This is a genomic window from Geomonas sp. RF6 (assembly GCF_021044625.1).
In the GTDB taxonomy this organism is placed as follows: Bacteria; Desulfobacterota; Desulfuromonadia; order Geobacterales; family Geobacteraceae; genus RF6.
Map to the genome: position 1 here is coordinate 5,029,801 of NZ_CP087999.1, position 16,348 is coordinate 5,046,148.

A 16,348-nucleotide genomic window follows, 5' to 3' on the forward strand; every position below is an offset into this window, starting at 1 on the left:
GATGGAAACGCTCGGGCTCTACAATAACGTCGAAGAGGCGGCAGTCGCGGTCGATCGTCTCGTCGCCGCAGGGTTCACGGAGGGTCAGATCACCTCGCTCACCTCGGTTCCGTACCCTGATGGAGTGCTGGTGAAGACCTGGCGCCATTCGATCCTGCGCTGGATCACCGTAGGCTCCGGCATCGCCGGGGCGTGCGCGGGCTTTCTCCTTGCTGCGGGGACGGCATGGGTCTACCCGGTACAGACCGGGGACAAGGCGATCGTGGCGCTTTATCCGACCGGGATCATCACCTACGAGATCACCATGCTCTTTGCCATGGTCGGCACCATAGTGGGGATGTTTCTGGAGATGAAGCTTCCCGCGTGGGGAGGAGACCGCCCCTACGATGCGCGCATCTCCGAGGGGTACGTCGGGATCTGCGTGAGGGTTGATGATGAAAAGGGGGCGGAACGGGCGCAGCAGGTGATGAAGGAGACGGGGGCGCTGCCTACCATCAAAGAGGCGCAGGTGATCCCGGCGCTGGAGGATACGGCATGAAAAGGATACTCCTCGCTCTTGTGCTGGCGTGCGCGCCCCTTTTGACAGCCGCCATCTGGATGGACGAGCAGCCGAGCCACAAGCCGAATCAGGCGCCGCTCCTCGCCCCGCCGGCCGGTGCGGTCCCCGTCACCGGGGTGGAGTCCGTGCCGGAGGGGGACGTGAAAAACCCTGTCCCCACAAGCCAGTCGTCCGTGAACGCGGGGCGCGCCCTTTACTCCATCAACTGTTTCATGTGCCACGGCGATGCCGCGAAGAGGGGGGCGGTCGGGCTGAAGCTGAACCCTCCGCCACCGGGGCTCACCCCCCCGTTGATACAGGCGCTGAACGACACCATCATCTTCGGGGCAATTACCAAGGGGTTCGGCCGGATGCCCCCCTTCCAGGACAAGCTGAGTCCCGAGGAGCGGTGGAACATCATCAACTATCTGCGCGCACTCCGGTAGAGCCCCATGCGTCAGGAGGGTACGACCATTTCAGAGGATGTGATCGTCTCAGGAATCCAGCCCACCGGCGAGCTGCACATCGGCAACTATTTCGGGGCGATAGCGAACTGGTTGCATTACCAGGAGCGCTACCGCTCCTTTTTCATGATCGCCGACCTGCACGCCATGACGCTGCCGTACCAGCCGGAGCAGCTGCGTTCGAACACAGAGCAGCTGGCGATCGACCTCGCCGCCTGCGGCATCACCCCGCCCCGCTCCACACTCTTCATCCAGTCCCTCGTCCCGGAGCATGCCGAACTTTGCTGGATCCTCGGCTGCGTCTGCTCATTCGGCGATCTGACCCGGCAGACGCAGTTCAAGGAGAAATCGCTGCCGGAAGGGAGCGACTCCCCCGGCAGGTTTATCTCTGCGGGGCTCTTCACCTATCCGGTGCTGCAGTGCGCGGACATTCTTGCCTACCATGGCACGCTTGTTCCCGTGGGGAAGGACCAGCTGCAGCATCTGGAGCTGACCCGCGACATCGTGCGCCGCTTCAACTACCTTTTCGGGGATTATTTCAGGGAGCCACAGCCGCTGCAGACCGACGCGCCGAAGGTCATGTCCCTCAACGACCCGGAGCGGAAGATGAGCAAGCAAAACGGCGCCCGCCACTACATCGGGATCTTCGATGACGAAGGGACGATCCGCTCGAAAATCAGGAGTGCCGTCACGGACTCGGGGATCTCAGAGGATGGTGAGATGAGCGAGGGGGTGGCGAATCTCTTCAGGATCCTGAACGCCTGCGGCAAGAACGAGCAGGCGGATCAGATGATCGGGGAGTACCGCGATGGGAGCCGGCAGTACAGTAAGCTCAAGGAGGCGGTCTCAGACGCTCTCGTGGAGATGGCCGCGCCTCTGCGAAAACGGCGCCAGGAGCTCATGCAGGACAGGGAGTACACGCTTCGCAAGGTACGGCAGATGTCCCTTGAGGCGCGGGAAACGGCATGTAAGACGGTCGCGGAGGTGCGCAGGGCGGTGGGGCTGCCTGCGCCGATGGAGCGGTAGGAGGGAGTGTAAGTTGCCATGGAACCTCAGCCGCCGGCAGTACGTCCCTCCCCTTTCAAGGGGGAGGACAGGAGGGGGATGGGGTCCCGCACCTGCACCACCTTCTACCCCATCCCCACCCTGTCCCTCCCCTTGAAAGGGAGGGGACGCTTTGACACCTGCTCTGCTGAAGGTCGGCGACCGCGGCGCAGGTCTTTTCCCCTCTACGGCAGCTCCACCACCTGGTACACCGCGGCAATATCTTCGTCGGCATGGCCGGCGGCGCGGGCTCTCTTGAAGAGTTCGTTCACCGACGCGCCGCAGTGGAGCGGCTGCCCCAGTTCGTCCCCCAGAGCCACGGCGAGACGCAGGTCCTTCTGCATGTGCTTCAGCGGAAAGTTCGTGGGGTACTTACCCTCAAGGAGCATCCCCCCCTTCCCTTTGAACATCGGGTTTGCCATTGCACCGGCGTCGAGGACCTCGAGTATCTCGGCAGGATCGAGCCCCCCCTTCTTCCCGAGTGCCATCCCTTCACAAAACACGGCCAGCATCCCCCCCATGATCGAATTCACCACGAGCTTCATGCGTGCGCCCTGCCCTACCTCACCGAGAAAGAGGCGCTTCTTTCCCATCTTGTCAAAGGCAGGGGCGGCGTCGTCGTAGAGGGAGCGGTCCCCTGCGGCGAGGATGATGAGGGTGCCGTCCTCGGCTGGCTTCTTCGTCCCCGAGACGGGTCCCTCGAGGAATCTCCCCCCTGCCGCCGCGATCCTTTCAGCGATGGCTCCGGCGGTCTTGTCGTCGACGGTGGACATGTCCACATAGCCGCGCCCTTCGCCGATCCCCTCCACCACGCCGTCCTTGCCGAGAGCTACCTGGAGGGCAGCTTCCGGATCTGCCAGCATGGCAATGGTGATGTCACAGGTGGAGGCGACCTCCTTCGGAGTCATCCCCCGCTTCGCTCCGAGGGCGACGAGCTGATCGCACTTTGCAGCATTGCGGTTCCATACCGTCACATCAAACCCCGCGCGCACGAGGTTTGCTGCCATGGCGCTCCCCATGATTCCCAGTCCCAGAAAGCCGTATTTCATTGCACATCCTCCTTTTGAATATCATGCCCTCGTCCGGAGACGCTGCCGCCATTCTCGCGCCGGATGCCGGGCCACAGTCGGTTTACGTTCCTGGTTCGTATCCCCGTCATCAAATACAGCATAGCGGGGGCATCGTCAAGGGTTGCTGCGTGCCTCTGAATGTACGGATCAGCAGCTACCGATGGTGAAAGACGGTTTTTTCGTTTTCCATGTAGGCCGGGATAAGCCAAAGGCGTTCCCGGCAGTCCACGCGCCGCCGGTACCTATCTCGAAACCAGCCTACTCGAGTACCACAGGGTGCCCCCGCTGGAGCGCAGGCATCTGCTGCGATGCCGGCTGAGCAGCAAAAACCATTGACTTATAAGCGAAAAAAGTATTTCATTGCTCGGAATATTTCACTGAAACAAAAGGAAATTTGCCGAGGCAGGGACACTGTTAGCCTTTGCACATTTATCGCCACTCACAAACTTCCTTAAAGAAGATAAAGAAGCCTTTCAAGCAACAATCAGTATCCGAAATCCTTGGTCCAATGGAGGTAACAGATGTCAAAGAAGGCTCCTCTACTTGCTGGCGCTCTTCTTATATTTGCACAGGGAGCAACAGCATTTGCCGACGAGCAGGGAAACAGCTGCCTGCAGCTGTTGAAGAAAGGGGACCACCCCGCCGCGATATCGAGTGCGACGCAGGCGCTGAAGGGTGCTCCGGAAGATGCGGGGCTGCGCTACTGTCTCGGCGAGGCGTACCGCAGATCGGGGGATCTGACCGCCGCGCTGCAGGAATTGCAGCGCGCGGAGAAGCTCACCACGGACAAGCTCTCCCTGATGCGGGTCCACAATCGTCTCGGCATGATCATGTCGACGCTCGACAACGTCGAGGCAGCGCTGAAGCATTACGGCATCTATCGCACCCTCGCGAAAGAGCTCGGCAGGATCGACGACGAAGCGAGCGCGCTCAACAACATGGCAGTAATCTACTACAACAGAAGCCAGTACAGCCTCGCCCTCATGTACTTCGAAAACTCGCTCAAACTGAGCCCCGACGACAGCAAGAACGCAGCGACCTACGGCAACATCGCCACTGTGTACCTTGGCAGAGGCGAGAACGACAAGGCGATCGAGTACCAGCAGAAGGCAATCAGCATAGACCGCAAGAACAATGATGCCCACAGTCTCTCCGTCGACCTCCTGAACCTCGGCAGCATGTACCGGCTCACCAAGTCGTACGACAATGCCAAGCAGTGCCTGCACGACGGCCTTGACGGCGTGCGCAAGGCTCAGGACGCCTACTGGGAGGGGATGGCCTTCCGCTACATCGGCTGGCTGCACAGCGACCGCGGCGAGCTCCCTGAGGCGAAGAAGTGGATGACCGGTGCGGCGGAAATATTTGCGAAGATAGGCGCGGCAAGCGATGCCGAGAAAACGAGGAAGGACCTGGAGGCTCTGTTGAACCCTGCTCCGCCAGCGCCTGCCGCTCAAACTCCGGCCGAGCCGAAGGAATCGGATCCGAGCTACTGGCCGTCGAGGGGCAGGAGCTAGCCCCTCTCAGCGCAGAGTCGCGTCGTCCCCTCCCCCCTTGCGGGGGAGGGCCAGGGTGGGGGGGAAGGTGCCACCATTCCGGCAGATGCCAGCTTCACCCACCCCCTGTCCCACTCCCGTCAAGGGAGGGGGAACCTCTACAGCCGACTTCCGAAGATCCCCATGAAAAAAGCCCCCCCGGAATTCCTTCCGGGAGGGCTTTCTTCTTTCACTTCAGCATGCGGCTGTGGCAGGGCGTGGCATTGCCACGCCCCGCCCTTTTGTTACGGAGTTTCCCGCTTGAAGTAGTGGGTGTGCAGCAGGTGGTGAGACTTCTCGCTCAGCGGCTTCCCGAGGAATTTCTCGTACAGCTCGATGACGTACGGGTTCTCGTGGGACTTCCTGAGCGGCTTGTTGGCGTCCTCGCGGTAGATCGCTTCGGTACGCTTGTCGAGGACGGTCTCGTCGCCGTGGTGATACGGCTGGCCGCCGCCGCCGATGCAGCCGCCCGGGCAGGACATGATCTCGATGGCGTGGAACTGCTCTTTCCCTTCACGCACCATCTCGAGAAGCTTCCTGGCGTTCCCGAGCTCGTGGGCCACACCGACCTTCAGGGTGAGATCGCCGACGCCGATGTTGGCAACCCTGACCCCTTCCATACCGCGCAGTTCGGTGAAGTCGAGCTTCGGCAGCTCGGTCTTCGTGGCGAGCTCGTAGGCGGTCCTGACAGCTGCCTCGAGAACCCCGCCGGTAGCGCCGAAGATGACTGCGGCGCCGGTGGACTCGCCCAGCGGCCTGTCGAAATCGGAGTCAGGCAGCGACGGGAAGTCGATGTTGGAACGCTTGATGAGGCGTGCCAGCTCGCGGGTGGAGAGAACGATGTCGACGTCGCGGTTGCCGTTCACGGAGAACTCCGGACGGGATGCCTCGTACTTCTTGGCAAGGCACGGCATGACGGAGACAACGACCATCTTCTCGCGCGGAATCCCGAGCTGCTCGGCGAAGTACGTCTTTGCCACGGCGCCGAACATCTGCTGCGGGGACTTCGCGGTGGAAGGAACGTCGAGGAGATCAGGGAACTGATGCTCGAAGAACTTCACCCACGCCGGGCAGCAGGAGGTCATGATCGGGAGCTTCACGCTCTTGTCACCTTCGAGGAAGCGGGTGAGGCGGTCCAGGAACTCGGACCCTTCTTCCATGATGGTGAGGTCGGCGGTGAAGTCGGTGTCGAAGACGTAGTTGAAGCCGAGTTCCCTGAGGGCGGTGGTCATCTTGCCGGTGACCAGGGTCCCTGCGGGGAGGCCGAGGTCCTCGCCGAGAGCGGCGCGGACAGCCGGAGCGGTCTGCACGACAACCACTTTCTCCGGATCGGCCAGAGCCTCGATGACGCTCCAGGTGTGATCCTTCTCGACGAGGGCGCCCACCGGGCAGACCGCGGTGCACTGACCGCAGTTGGTGCAGGAGGTGTCGGCGAGGTTCATTTCGAACGCCGGTGCGACGACGGCGGTGAAGCCCCTGTTCACGCCGGAAAGGACGTTGCATGTCTGGACGTCGTTGCACATCGTCTCACAGCGACGGCACATAACGCATTTGTCCATGTCGCGGATGATGGACTCGGAGAAGTCCTTGCGATAGGTGGACATCTGGCCGCCGTCGTACGGGGACTCACGCAGGCCGAACTTGGTGGAGAGGTCCTGCAGCTCGCACTCGCCGGACTTCTGGCAGACCAGGCAGTCCTTCGGGTGGTCGGAGAGGAAGAGCTCCATGACGGTCTTGCGGGCGTTCAGCACGCGCACGGTGTTCGATTTGATGACCATACCGTCCGTTACCGGGGTGGCGCAGGCCGGGGCGAGGTTTCTGCGCCCTTCGACTTCGACCACGCACACGCGGCAGGTAGCGAGCTGGTTGTTCACCTTGAGGTGCTCAAGGTTCAGGTAGCAAAGGGTCGGGATGTCCACGTGCAGCTTCTTTGCAGCTTCCAGAATGGTACTGCCCGCCGGCACCGTGATCTGTTTACCATCTATAGTGATGTTCGCGATTGACATAATACAGTCGCTCCTTTTCTATTGTTTGGTGATAGCGTCAAACTTGCACTTCTCGAGGCAGGCGCCGCACTTGATGCAGGTCTTCTGATCAATGGTGTGGACTTCCTTAACTTTGCCGGAGATGCAGTTGACCGGGCAGACGCGGGCGCAGGCGGTGCAGCCGACGCACTTTTCAGGAACGATCGTGTACTGGAGCAGGGCGCTGCACACCCCGGCCGGGCACTTGTGATCTTCGATGTGCGCCTTGTACTCGTCCTCAAACACGCGCATGGTGGAGAGGATCGGGTTGGGCATCGTCTGGCCGAGACCGCAAAGGGCGGTGTCTTTTACGGTGACGCTGAGCTGCTTCAGGCGGGCGATGTCTTCGTTCGTCCCTTTGCCCTGGGTGATCTTCTCCAGCATCTCGTAGAGACGCTTCGAGCCGACGCGGCACGGAGTACATTTGCCACAGGTCTCGTCCATGGTGAAGTCGAGGAAGAACTTCGCAACGGAGACCATGCAGTCGTCCTCGTCCATGACGATCATACCGCCGGAGCCCATCATGGACCCTTTGGCGATGAGGTTGTCGTAGTCGATCGGGGTGTCGAGGTCCTTGTAGGTCAGTGCGCCGCCGGAAGGACCGCCGGTCTGTACCGCCTTGAACTTCTTGCCGCCGAGGATGCCGCCGCCGATCTCGAAGATGACCTCATTGAGGGTGATCCCCATGGGGACCTCGATGAGACCGACGTTCTTGATCTTGCCGGCGAGTGCGAAAACCTTGGTACCTTTCGACTTCTCGGTGCCGATGGAGGAGAACCAGTCGGCGCCCTTCAGCATGATCGGAACGATGTTGGCGAAGGTCTCGACGTTGTTGATAGCGGTCGGTTTCCCCCAGTAGCCGGACTCTGCCGGGAAAGGCGGCTTGGTGGTGGGCTCGCCGCGCTCCCCTTCCATGGAGTGGATGAGGGCGGTTTCCTCGCCGCAGACGAAGGCGCCTGCGCCATATTTCAGCTCGATGTCGAAGCTGTGGCTGGAGCCGAAGATGTTGTCGCCGAGAACGCCGAGGTTGCGGGCGTCGTCGATCGCCTTCTGGAGGCGCTTGATGGCGAGCGGGTACTCTGCACGGATGTACACGGTCCCCTTGGTGGCGCCGATGGCGTAACCACAGATCGCCATAGCCTCCACGACGGAGTGCGGGTCACCTTCGAGAACGGCGCGGTCCATGAATGCACCCGGGTCCCCTTCGTCGGCGTTGCAGACGACGTACTTCTGGTCGGCCTGGTACTTGGAAGCGACTTCCCACTTCACGCCGGTCGGGAAGCCCCCGCCCCCACGGCCACGAAGCCCGGCCTTCTTGATCTCGTTCACGACGTCGGCAGGTGTCTTGTTGGTCACCGCATCCGCAAGAGCCTCATACCCACGAGTAGCGATGTACTCGTTGATGTTCTCAGGATCGATGAAACCGCAATTCCTGGTGGCAATCCTGATTTGCTTTTTCACTGCTTCCATTATGGTCCCCCTCTCCTAAGCTCTTTGATAGTTAACGGGAATGACACCTTCGAGGAGCTCACCGTTTTTGATGTACTTCTCGACGATAGCTTCAGCCTTCGCGGCATCGACGTAGCCAAAGACGACCGGCTCCTTGCCGGGGATCTTTACCTCAACGGTCGGCTCTGCGAAGCAGTAGCACATGCACCCCGACTGGGTGAACTCGACGGAGCCGAGGCCGTTTTTGGCAACGGCGGCCTTCATGACGTCGAGAGCGGTCTGCCCGCCGGAGGCGATGCTGCAGGTGCCGAGGGAGACGTTGACGATGGTATTGGTATTCTGCACAGCCTTTTCCTGCAGCTGTTTCCTCAGGTTCGTGAGGTCAGCAAGAGACTTGATCTTTTCCATTTATCCCGTACCTCCTATTTGAATTCGGCTATGATGTCTTTGACCTGGTCGGGGGTCACGTTTGCGAACGTCTTGCCGTCGACCGTGAGGACCGGAGCGAGAGCGCAGGCGCCGACGCAGCGGAGGACATCGATGGAGAACTTGCCGTCCTTGGTGACCTCGCCAACTTCAACGCCGAGCTGCTCCTTGAAGGCGTGGATGACCTTCTCGGAACCCTTGACGAAGCAGGCGGTGCCGTTGCAGATGGAGATCGGATGCTTCCCTTTCGGGACCATGGTGAAGTACGTGTAGAAACTCACCACGCCGTAGACCTGGGCCAGCGAGGTACCCATGAGCTGGGCAACCGTCTGCTGAACCTCCATCGGCAGGTAGCCGAACAGGCTCTGGGCCTTGTGCAGGGCCGTCACCAGATGCCCTTCCTTGGTGGGCAGGCTGTTGACGAACTCCTCCAGCTCCCGGGTAAGCGCTTCCGGCAGCTTGGTGCGCGGCGGTAAACTACATCCCCCTGTGAACTGACACGTTGAACCGGTTTGCATAATACACCTCTCCTTTCTTTGATGTGGCGCATCGCCTGCGACACTTGCTACCTACATACTCGGTTTGTGCAAACAACCTTGACTCAATGTTCCCTCACCTGAAGCTTCACCTTCTCTATACCAGTGCAGCGCCCCTCCGTTTCTGTCATAGCGACAGGGGAGAGACGCTCACCTCATTGCAGACATTTGCTCCGGAATCTCTCCAGAAGCCATTGGCACCAATTCTCCATTCCCGCGCCGGTCCGGCAGGAGATCTCGAAGAGGGGTGCTGCGGGGTTCAGCCCCTGCACCGTCTCCCGGAACCGTCCCCAGTCGAAGTCCTCGCTGTCGCGGGAGTCGATCTTGTTCAGGAGAATGGCATCGGCCTTTATGAAGATGGCCGGGTACTTCGCGGGCTTGTCGTGCCCTTCAGGCACGCTCGCGATGACGACATTTACGTCCTCCCCCATCCCGAACTCCGCCGGGCAGACCAGGTTGCCGACGTTCTCGATGAAGAGGATGCTCGGGGTGTCGTAGGAGAAGCGATCGAGCACCTTGCCGATCATCGGCGCATCGAGGTGGCACATGTTCCCGGTGTTGATCTGCACCACCGGAATACCGGCCGCGGCGATCTTCTCCGTATCGATGCTGGAGGCGATGTCCCCCTCGATGACCCCGAAGGCAGCCTCCCCGCCGAGTCTCCCGATGGTAGCAAGGATCGTGCTCGTCTTCCCCGCCCCCGGAGATGCCATGATGTTCACGGCGAGGACGCGGTTCAGCGTGAAAAAGTCGTTGTTTTTCTGGGAGAGTTGCTGATTGGCTTCCAGGATGTTCCTGCGCACATCTATCTTCACATCAGTACCCATCAACAACGAGGCCGATCCGCGACGCATACTGTATACACCTATTTTCGTTTACACAAAAATAGAACGTATACAGTTCGTGTTCCGTATACGAACACATTGTTCGTATACGACACATTGAAAGAAACAAGTTTGGGGAGAAGTTTTACTCTAATGAGACATGGAAGGAATTGCGTTTACACAGTCTTCGCTAGTCTCTACTTCAATACTGTCGATATAAAACTCATACCCTTTCGTTACTAACACATCATTGCCTCCGCATGCAAGGCATTTGTAGCAATTTTGGCGGTGTTGTACATTAAAACCGCAGCTCCGGCAGGAAAATTCGGCGGGAACACGCGTGATGGAGAGCCGGGCGGCCTCCGCGATGCTCCCCTTGCTGAGGATATCGAAGTAAAACTGCACCGACTCGTCGACGATGCTGGCCAGATCCCCTATCACCAGGTTCACTCCATACACCTTCCTGACGCTCGTTCCCTGCACCTCGTCAGTGATGATCTTCAACAGTCCTTCCGTTACCGAAAGCTCGTGCATTACCCACCTCAGACACTCTTTGTCCCCTCATCGGGCGTCTCTGCTGCCGCAGGCTTCGCAGGCTGCGCGAAGGAGTCGGCGGACTTGTTGAACACCGCCTCGCGGTACTGGGTATCCTGCACGAGGGAGTCGGTGGGGCAGACGTCGACGCAGATCCCGCAGTAGACGCAGGAAAAGGGGTCGCATTTCCACGTCTTCTCCTTCCGGTCGACCTGGATGCACTGGGACGGACACTTTATCTGACAGACGGTGCAGAAGGTGCACTTCTCTATGTCGATCTTCAGCGTTCCCTTTACATCCTCAAAAGGCTCTCTCGTCTTGAACGGATAGAGACGGGTCGCCGAACCGGTAAAGAAGTTCTTCAAAATGGTAGTCAGCATGAACATGATAATCTCTCCCGGGAAGTTCGGCGCACGCAGCGCTGCGCCGAAGACCTGCCTGCAGGGTTTTCGTTTTCACTCGCCGCGGTGGCGGCTACCTCTCCGTGCAGCTGATGCACGGGTCGATGGTGAGAATGAGGACCGGCACGTCGGCAAGCTCGCACCCCGGCAGGAGCTCGAGAAGCGGCGCCAGGTTGTTGAAGGTCGGCGTCCTGATTCTCAGGCGGTCCAGGAACTTCTTCCCGGTCGCCTTTATGTAGTAGACGCACTCCCCGCGCGGCTGCTCGACACGGCTCACCACCTCGCCCGTGGGGAGCCCCTTCACCTTCACGTTGATCTCCCCTTCCGGAAGCTTCGCAAAGGCCTGGCGGATCAGGTCGATCCCCTGGAAGATCTCGTTGAAGCGGCACAGGGTGCGCGCGTAGGAGTCACCGTCTGTCTCCACCACCGCGTGGAAGTCGAGCATGGAGTAGGCTGCGTACCCTAACTGGCGCATGTCCTGCTCCACGCCGCTCGCCCTGAGCATCGGCCCGCAGGCGCCGAGCTCGAACGCCCTCTCCTTCGTCAGGACGCCGATCCCCACCGTACGCCTCTTCACGGTGTAGTCGTCCATGATGACCGCCTTCAGCTGCTGCACCTCTTTCTCCACGAGCTTCAGGGTGTCGAGGATCCACTTCTGGGTTTCCGGCTTTATGTCGCGCTTCACCCCTCCGACCACGTTCACGGAGACGATGACCCGGTTCCCGGAGGTCGCCTCCTGCAGGTCCATGATCCTCTCCCTGATGCGCCAGCACTGCATGAAGAGGCTCTCGAAGCCGAAGGCGTCGGCAAAAAGGCCGAGCCACAGAAGGTGGCTGTGGATGCGGTGCATCTCCGCCCACACCACGCGCAGAAACTTCGCGCGATCGGGGACCTCGACATCCATGAGCCCCTCAATCCCCTGACAGTAGCACATGGCGTGCAAGGTCGAGCAGATGCCGCAGGTTCTCTCCACGATCTGGATCATCTGGTTGTGATCCCTGATCTCGGCAAGCTTCTCAAGGCCGCGGTGCACGTAGCCGAGCTTCGGGATCGCCTCCACGACGATCTCGTCTTCCAGTACGAGGGAGAGGTGAATCGGCTCGGGAAGAACCGGGTGCTGCGGACCGAACGGTAACGTAGTACGTGCCATCTTCTCTAGACCTCCTGCGCGTCGGCGGGCTTTTTGGCGATCCCTATCTTGCAGAACGGGGTTCTCTGCACTTCCTCGTCGAGATAGAAGGTGCCGTTGAAGTCGATCGGCAGACCCTCGAAGTCGACGCCGAAGTGCTCCTTGATCTCGTTCTCCACCAGGAGCGCGCAGGCAAAGACGGAGGTGATGCTGGAGATCGCGCTCCCCTTCGGGACGATCACCCGCATGCTCCTCAGGTCGAGATCCTTGTCGAAGTGGTAGATGAGATCGATGGCGTCGCCAAGATCGCTCGACGACATCGTCACAAAACGAAAGCCCGTGTCCTTGAAGATCTTGGAGAAGGAGACGACGCGCTCCGTGGGGACGGTGCTGGTGTTCAAGCCGTTTAGTACTCGTGCGTATGTGTTCAAAGTATCGCTCCTTTGGCTAGCGTGCGGAAATGGCTTCGCGCGTCCCGGCGAGCCGCTCGAATATCCCCTCGTCGACCCGCTTCCCCTTCTCGGCGAGCTTCTCCAGGGCGAGCACGATCCCGTCGATGATACGCTCCGGCTTCGGCGCGCACCCCGGGACGTAGGAGTCGACCGGGATGACCTGGTCGACGCCGCCGACCACGTTGTACGCCTCACGGAAGATCCCGCCGGTGGAGCCGCAGGCGCCGATTGCCACCACGACCTTCGGCTCGGGCATCTGATCGTACACGTTCTTCAGAGCCTTCTGGTTCCTGTGGTTCACCGTACCGGTGACGACGAGGATGTCGGCGTGCTTCGGGTTCCCCACGTTCAGGATGCCGAAGCGCTCCACGTCGTAGAGGGGGGTGAGGCAGGCGAGGACCTCGATGTCGCAGCCGTTGCAGCTGCCGCAGTCGAAGTGTATGAGCCAGGGGGACTTGACCCGCGACTTGTTCAGAAGTTTCTTCGGTATCATGTTATTCCTCTTGTTCCTTTCGCTTTCGGACCGTCAGGCCCGGCCACTTCCATCGTCATGGCGCGACTGGCGCGCCCCCCACCCTAGCGGACGTAGATCCAGGTGTAGTTCGCAAAGGAGAGGAGAAGCCCGGCACTCCAGACGTACCCGAGCATCCAGCGCCAGGTCAGGCGGGCGCAGACGTTGTCGATGATGATCTCGGCGAGGTAGGTAAGGACCACCAGAAGCACCATTATGTACACGTTGGTGTGCCAGAAGAGCGCGCAGATCCCCAGCACGAAGACCGTCTCGTACCAGTGGGCGATCTCGATGATGGCGAGATACGGCCCGGAGTACTCGGTCAGCACCCCTTTCACGATCTCCTGGTGCGCGTGGTGCGAGGTGGAGATGTCGAAAGGAGATTTCCTGAGCTTGATCGTCAGCGCGTAGCCGAGCACGATGTACATCAAGGCCAGCGGGATCAGGAGCGGCTCCTGGAACTTCAGGATCTCGGAGATCTTGTAGCTCCCCGTCACGAGATAAATGGAGACAAAGACGAGGATCAGGAGCGGCTCATAGGTGAGCATCTGGATCAGCTCGCGCTGCGCCCCTATCTGGCTGTACGGCGATTGCGCCGCCAGTGCCCCGATAACGAGGAAGACACCCCCCACCGCGAGGACGAAGAAGATGAGCAGCAGGTCGGACTGCAGCGCCAGCAGGACGACGGTCAGGATCGCGGCCACCAGGTAGACGTAGGCGCAGAGGATCTGCCACAGGTTGACGATCATGCTCTCCTTCCCGATGAGCTTCATCACGTCGTAGAAAGGCTGCAGGATCGGCGGGCCGTAGCGCCCCTGCAGGCGTGCGGTGATCTTTCTGTCGATCCCCGCCACCACCCCCCCGACGATCGGGGAGAGGAACAGTGCCAAAGCGATAGCCACCACGTTTTCCATCTTCATCTAGCAACCCCCGCGAAAAGTAGAATAAGTATCACCACCGCTGCGATGTTGATCCAGGTGGAGATCTTCTCCTCCCCGATGAACTCCGAGGCGTAGATATTGGCTGCGGTGTAGTCCTTCCAGACGTTGAAGGGACCCCTGAAGCGCGGCTGGCCAAGATCGGGGTGCTGCTCCCCGCACATGTAGGGGGCGCTGATCACCCGGTGCCCTTTCCTGCGTGCCGCGAGGACCGCGAAGGAGTAGCCGAGGAAGGAAACGATCATGATCGGCAGCACATAGAATGATCCGGCGTCGCTCGGGGCGCCGGCCCCCGCCCCTCCCACGGCTGCGCTGAACGGCAGGGTGGCGGTGGCGACCGCAAGACGCGGGTCGATGAGGTGCGAGTAGGCCCAGGGCGCGACCAGCGAGAGGCCGATCGCTCCCGCAGCGAGGGTGAGGAGCGGGATCTTGATGGCGATCGACTCCTTCCAGGGAGCCTTCCGCGAGCCGAAACCGTGGGTCAGGGTGTCGGTGAAGGCCTTCAGCATCGACACCTCGCGCCCCTGGTCGGTCGCCTCGAGATACGCTCCCGAGACGAGGATCCCTGCCCAGCGCGCCCAGAAGAGCATGGTAAGACCGCTGCCAAGGGCGAGCATCGCCACCACCCAGGGGATGCTCGCCGCCGCCTCGATCGCCATCCACTTGCTCATGAGGGCGCCGAAGGGGGGGATCATCATGGTGAGCATGCCGAGGATGGTGATGCGCGCCACAGCGGGAAAGCGGTTGTACAGGCCGCGCATGTCCTCGATGTCGCGGCTGCCGATGTTGTGCTCGATCGTCCCCACACAGAGGAAGAGAAGACCCTTGGAAACGGCGTGGAAGATGATGAGGAGGATCGCCGCCACAATCGCCGCAGGGGTATTGATCCCGGCGCAGGCGACGATGAGGCCGAGGTTCGCGATGGTGGAGTAGGCCAGTATCTTCTTCCCGTTACGCATGTTCACCGCCAGCATCGAGGTGGCGAGGAAGGTAAAGGCGCCGAAGGTGGCCACCATGAGGCTGAGCGTCGTGCCGGCGTAGGCGGGCGCCAGGCGCACGATGAGGTATACCCCCGCCTTCACCATGGTACTGGAGTGCAGGAGCGCCGAGACCGGGGTAGGCGCCACCATCGCGCCGCACAGCCACGACTGGAACGGCACCTGGGCCGCCTTCGTGAAGCCTGCAAAGCAAAGGAGCGCCAGCGGCAGAAGGACGCCGAGTGACGGGTCGTGGTGCTGCACCAGGTACTGCAGCGACAACGACGCAGTCGTCCCGGTATTCTTGTACAGGAAGATGATCGCCGCGACGAAGGCGACGCCGCCGAGCATGTTCATCCACAGGGCGCGGGAGCCGTTCTTTATGGCGATGTCCGTCCCGTCGTGGCTTATGAGCATGAAGGAACAGAGCGTGGTGACTTCCCAGAAGAAATAGACCCACAGGAGGTTATTGGCGAAGACGAGCCCGTTCATCGCCCCGAGAAAGACCATCAGGAAAAAGAAGAAGCGCGGCTGCCGCGTCCTCTTCAGGTGCAGATGGTGCTCGTGCTCCTCCATGTAGGGGATACCGAAGATACAGATCAGCGACCCCACGATGGAGATGATCAGGTTCATGATGATGGAGAGGTCGTCGCCGTAAAAGGCGGGCATAACCTCCACATGATGCACCATCTTGAACTCGAAGTAGGCCAGGGGGAGGATCTGGAGCACCGTCAGGAGCATGATCAGCGGATTGCGGCGGCTCCAGCCGATCCCGAAGATCAGGAAGAGAAGCCCGAAGTCCGCTGCCGTGACGAGGAGGTTGACTTTCAGCCCCAGGATCGAGTCGGGAGTGTAGGAGAAGGCACCGTGGTTGTAGAACAGTAGGGAGCTCACAGCAAGACATACACCTGTACATACCACGATGTAACTTCTTGCTTTGCTGCTTCCTGCGACATAACAGAGAATCGCAGATACTACCGGCAGCAGGATACAGATACCAATTAATGTATCAAGCATCTCTTTCGTTACCTCCTCTAAGGCTCTACGTTAAAGTTTTGGCCAATCAGAAACAGTTATCTCGTCTCTATCGGTTGTCAAGCCGTGCGACTTTAAAAAAAAACGTGGATCTATGTCAGGGAGCTGGCGCGGCTGATGGCATCAGACAGCATGTGCTGTTGCCTGAGTCATAACCTGGAAGTAAGCGGAGAAGAGAAGCGGAAGTGCCTGGAAAATCAGGATTAGGAGGAGCCGTGTGAGGACAAGTTCACTCTACAGGATCGGGTTTAAAAAAACAACACCCTCAGTTCCGCCACACGAAACATCCCTTTTCCCATCTCCAGGGCGTACCGCACCCTCCGCTTCGCCAGCGACAGCGACTTGAGGAGCAAAAAAGGAACCAACTATTGCCCCGCCGGAGGGGCGAGAGGGAGTTTCGGAATGGGTAACTATTTGAAAGTTGAAGGAGAGGCAACGTATACTGCAAGACGTATACCACCCGT

17 protein-coding genes are annotated in these 16,348 nt (G+C 60.2%); 4 read left to right on the plus strand and 13 right to left on the minus strand.

The genetic code is table 11. The features are described 5' to 3' along the window. The first annotated feature begins 1 nt into the window (after position 1). Genes LPW11_RS21345 through trpS form a run of 3 tightly spaced genes read left to right on the plus strand, consistent with a single transcriptional unit; the run spans position 2 to position 2,028 of the window. Positions 2–538: a quinol:electron acceptor oxidoreductase subunit ActD gene (locus LPW11_RS21345; protein ID WP_230995884.1), complete on the plus strand. Its 537-nt coding sequence runs from the start codon at positions 2–4 to the stop codon at positions 536–538. Then, entirely contained in the window at positions 535–984 is a 450-nt protein-coding gene (locus LPW11_RS21350; RefSeq protein WP_230995885.1) for a c-type cytochrome, read from the plus strand. The genes LPW11_RS21345 and LPW11_RS21350 overlap by 4 nt, the downstream gene beginning before the upstream one ends. 6 nt (positions 985–990) lie before the next feature. Further along, positions 991–2,028, plus strand: a complete 1,038-nt coding sequence (gene trpS / locus LPW11_RS21355; RefSeq protein ID WP_230995886.1) for a tryptophan--tRNA ligase — start codon at positions 991–993, stop codon at positions 2,026–2,028. Positions 2,029–2,231: 203 nt separating this feature from the next. On the opposite strand, the gene LPW11_RS21360 is transcribed toward trpS, so the two are convergent. Continuing rightward, entirely contained in the window at positions 2,232–3,095 is an 864-nt protein-coding gene (locus LPW11_RS21360; protein WP_230995887.1) for an NAD(P)-dependent oxidoreductase, read from the minus strand. A gap of 542 nt (positions 3,096–3,637) precedes the next feature. Between LPW11_RS21360 and LPW11_RS21365 the strand changes: the two genes are divergently transcribed. After that, the gene (locus LPW11_RS21365; protein ID WP_230995888.1) at positions 3,638–4,630 is read left to right on the plus strand and encodes a tetratricopeptide repeat protein; all 993 of its coding nucleotides are present in this window, start codon (positions 3,638–3,640) and stop codon (positions 4,628–4,630) included. A 263-nt stretch (positions 4,631–4,893) separates the two neighbouring features. Here LPW11_RS21365 and LPW11_RS21370 read toward each other — a convergent pair whose 3' ends face one another. The 12 genes from LPW11_RS21370 to LPW11_RS21425 all read right to left on the minus strand — a co-directional run bounded on the left by LPW11_RS21370 (position 4,894) and on the right by LPW11_RS21425 (position 15,743). Beyond that, entirely contained in the window at positions 4,894–6,654 is a 1,761-nt protein-coding gene (locus LPW11_RS21370) for an NADH-dependent [FeFe] hydrogenase, group A6 (protein ID WP_230995889.1), read from the minus strand. 18 nt (positions 6,655–6,672) lie between these two features. Beyond that, positions 6,673–8,142 (minus strand): NADH-ubiquinone oxidoreductase-F iron-sulfur binding region domain-containing protein, encoded by a 1,470-nt coding sequence (locus LPW11_RS21375; RefSeq protein ID WP_230995890.1) that lies wholly within the window; start codon positions 8,140–8,142, stop codon positions 6,673–6,675. 15 nt (positions 8,143–8,157) lie between these two features. Continuing rightward, complete coding sequence (locus LPW11_RS21380) at positions 8,158–8,529, minus strand: (2Fe-2S) ferredoxin domain-containing protein (RefSeq protein WP_230995891.1); 372 nt, start codon at positions 8,527–8,529, stop codon at positions 8,158–8,160. A gap of 14 nt (positions 8,530–8,543) precedes the next feature. Continuing rightward, positions 8,544–9,065, minus strand: a complete 522-nt coding sequence (locus LPW11_RS21385) for an NADH-quinone oxidoreductase subunit NuoE family protein (RefSeq protein WP_230995892.1) — start codon at positions 9,063–9,065, stop codon at positions 8,544–8,546. A gap of 173 nt (positions 9,066–9,238) precedes the next feature. Next, positions 9,239–9,937, minus strand: coding sequence for a hydrogenase nickel incorporation protein HypB (gene hypB / locus LPW11_RS21390; protein WP_230995893.1), 699 nt, complete (start codon positions 9,935–9,937; stop codon positions 9,239–9,241). 120 nt (positions 9,938–10,057) lie between these two features. After that, positions 10,058–10,441, minus strand: a complete 384-nt coding sequence (gene hypA / locus LPW11_RS21395) for a hydrogenase maturation nickel metallochaperone HypA (RefSeq protein ID WP_230995894.1) — start codon at positions 10,439–10,441, stop codon at positions 10,058–10,060. Between the two features lie 8 nt (positions 10,442–10,449). Then, complete coding sequence (locus LPW11_RS21400) at positions 10,450–10,827, minus strand: 4Fe-4S binding protein (RefSeq protein WP_230995895.1); 378 nt, start codon at positions 10,825–10,827, stop codon at positions 10,450–10,452. Positions 10,828–10,915: 88 nt separating this feature from the next. Continuing rightward, the gene (locus LPW11_RS21405; protein WP_230995896.1) at positions 10,916–11,992 is read right to left on the minus strand and encodes a hydrogenase large subunit; all 1,077 of its coding nucleotides are present in this window, start codon (positions 11,990–11,992) and stop codon (positions 10,916–10,918) included. A gap of 5 nt (positions 11,993–11,997) precedes the next feature. Beyond that, the gene (locus tag LPW11_RS21410) at positions 11,998–12,402 is read right to left on the minus strand and encodes an NADH-quinone oxidoreductase subunit C (RefSeq protein WP_230995897.1); all 405 of its coding nucleotides are present in this window, start codon (positions 12,400–12,402) and stop codon (positions 11,998–12,000) included. A gap of 16 nt (positions 12,403–12,418) precedes the next feature. Beyond that, complete coding sequence (locus LPW11_RS21415; RefSeq protein WP_230995898.1) at positions 12,419–12,916, minus strand: NADH-quinone oxidoreductase subunit B family protein; 498 nt, start codon at positions 12,914–12,916, stop codon at positions 12,419–12,421. 83 nt (positions 12,917–12,999) lie between these two features. Beyond that, a complete protein-coding gene (locus LPW11_RS21420; protein ID WP_230995899.1) occupies positions 13,000–13,854 on the minus strand; it encodes a respiratory chain complex I subunit 1 family protein in 855 nt (284 codons plus the stop codon). After that, positions 13,851–15,743 (minus strand): NADH-quinone oxidoreductase subunit 5 family protein, encoded by a 1,893-nt coding sequence (locus LPW11_RS21425; RefSeq protein WP_230995900.1) that lies wholly within the window; start codon positions 15,741–15,743, stop codon positions 13,851–13,853. The genes LPW11_RS21420 and LPW11_RS21425 overlap by 4 nt, the downstream gene beginning before the upstream one ends. Positions 15,744–16,348 lie beyond the last annotated feature (605 nt).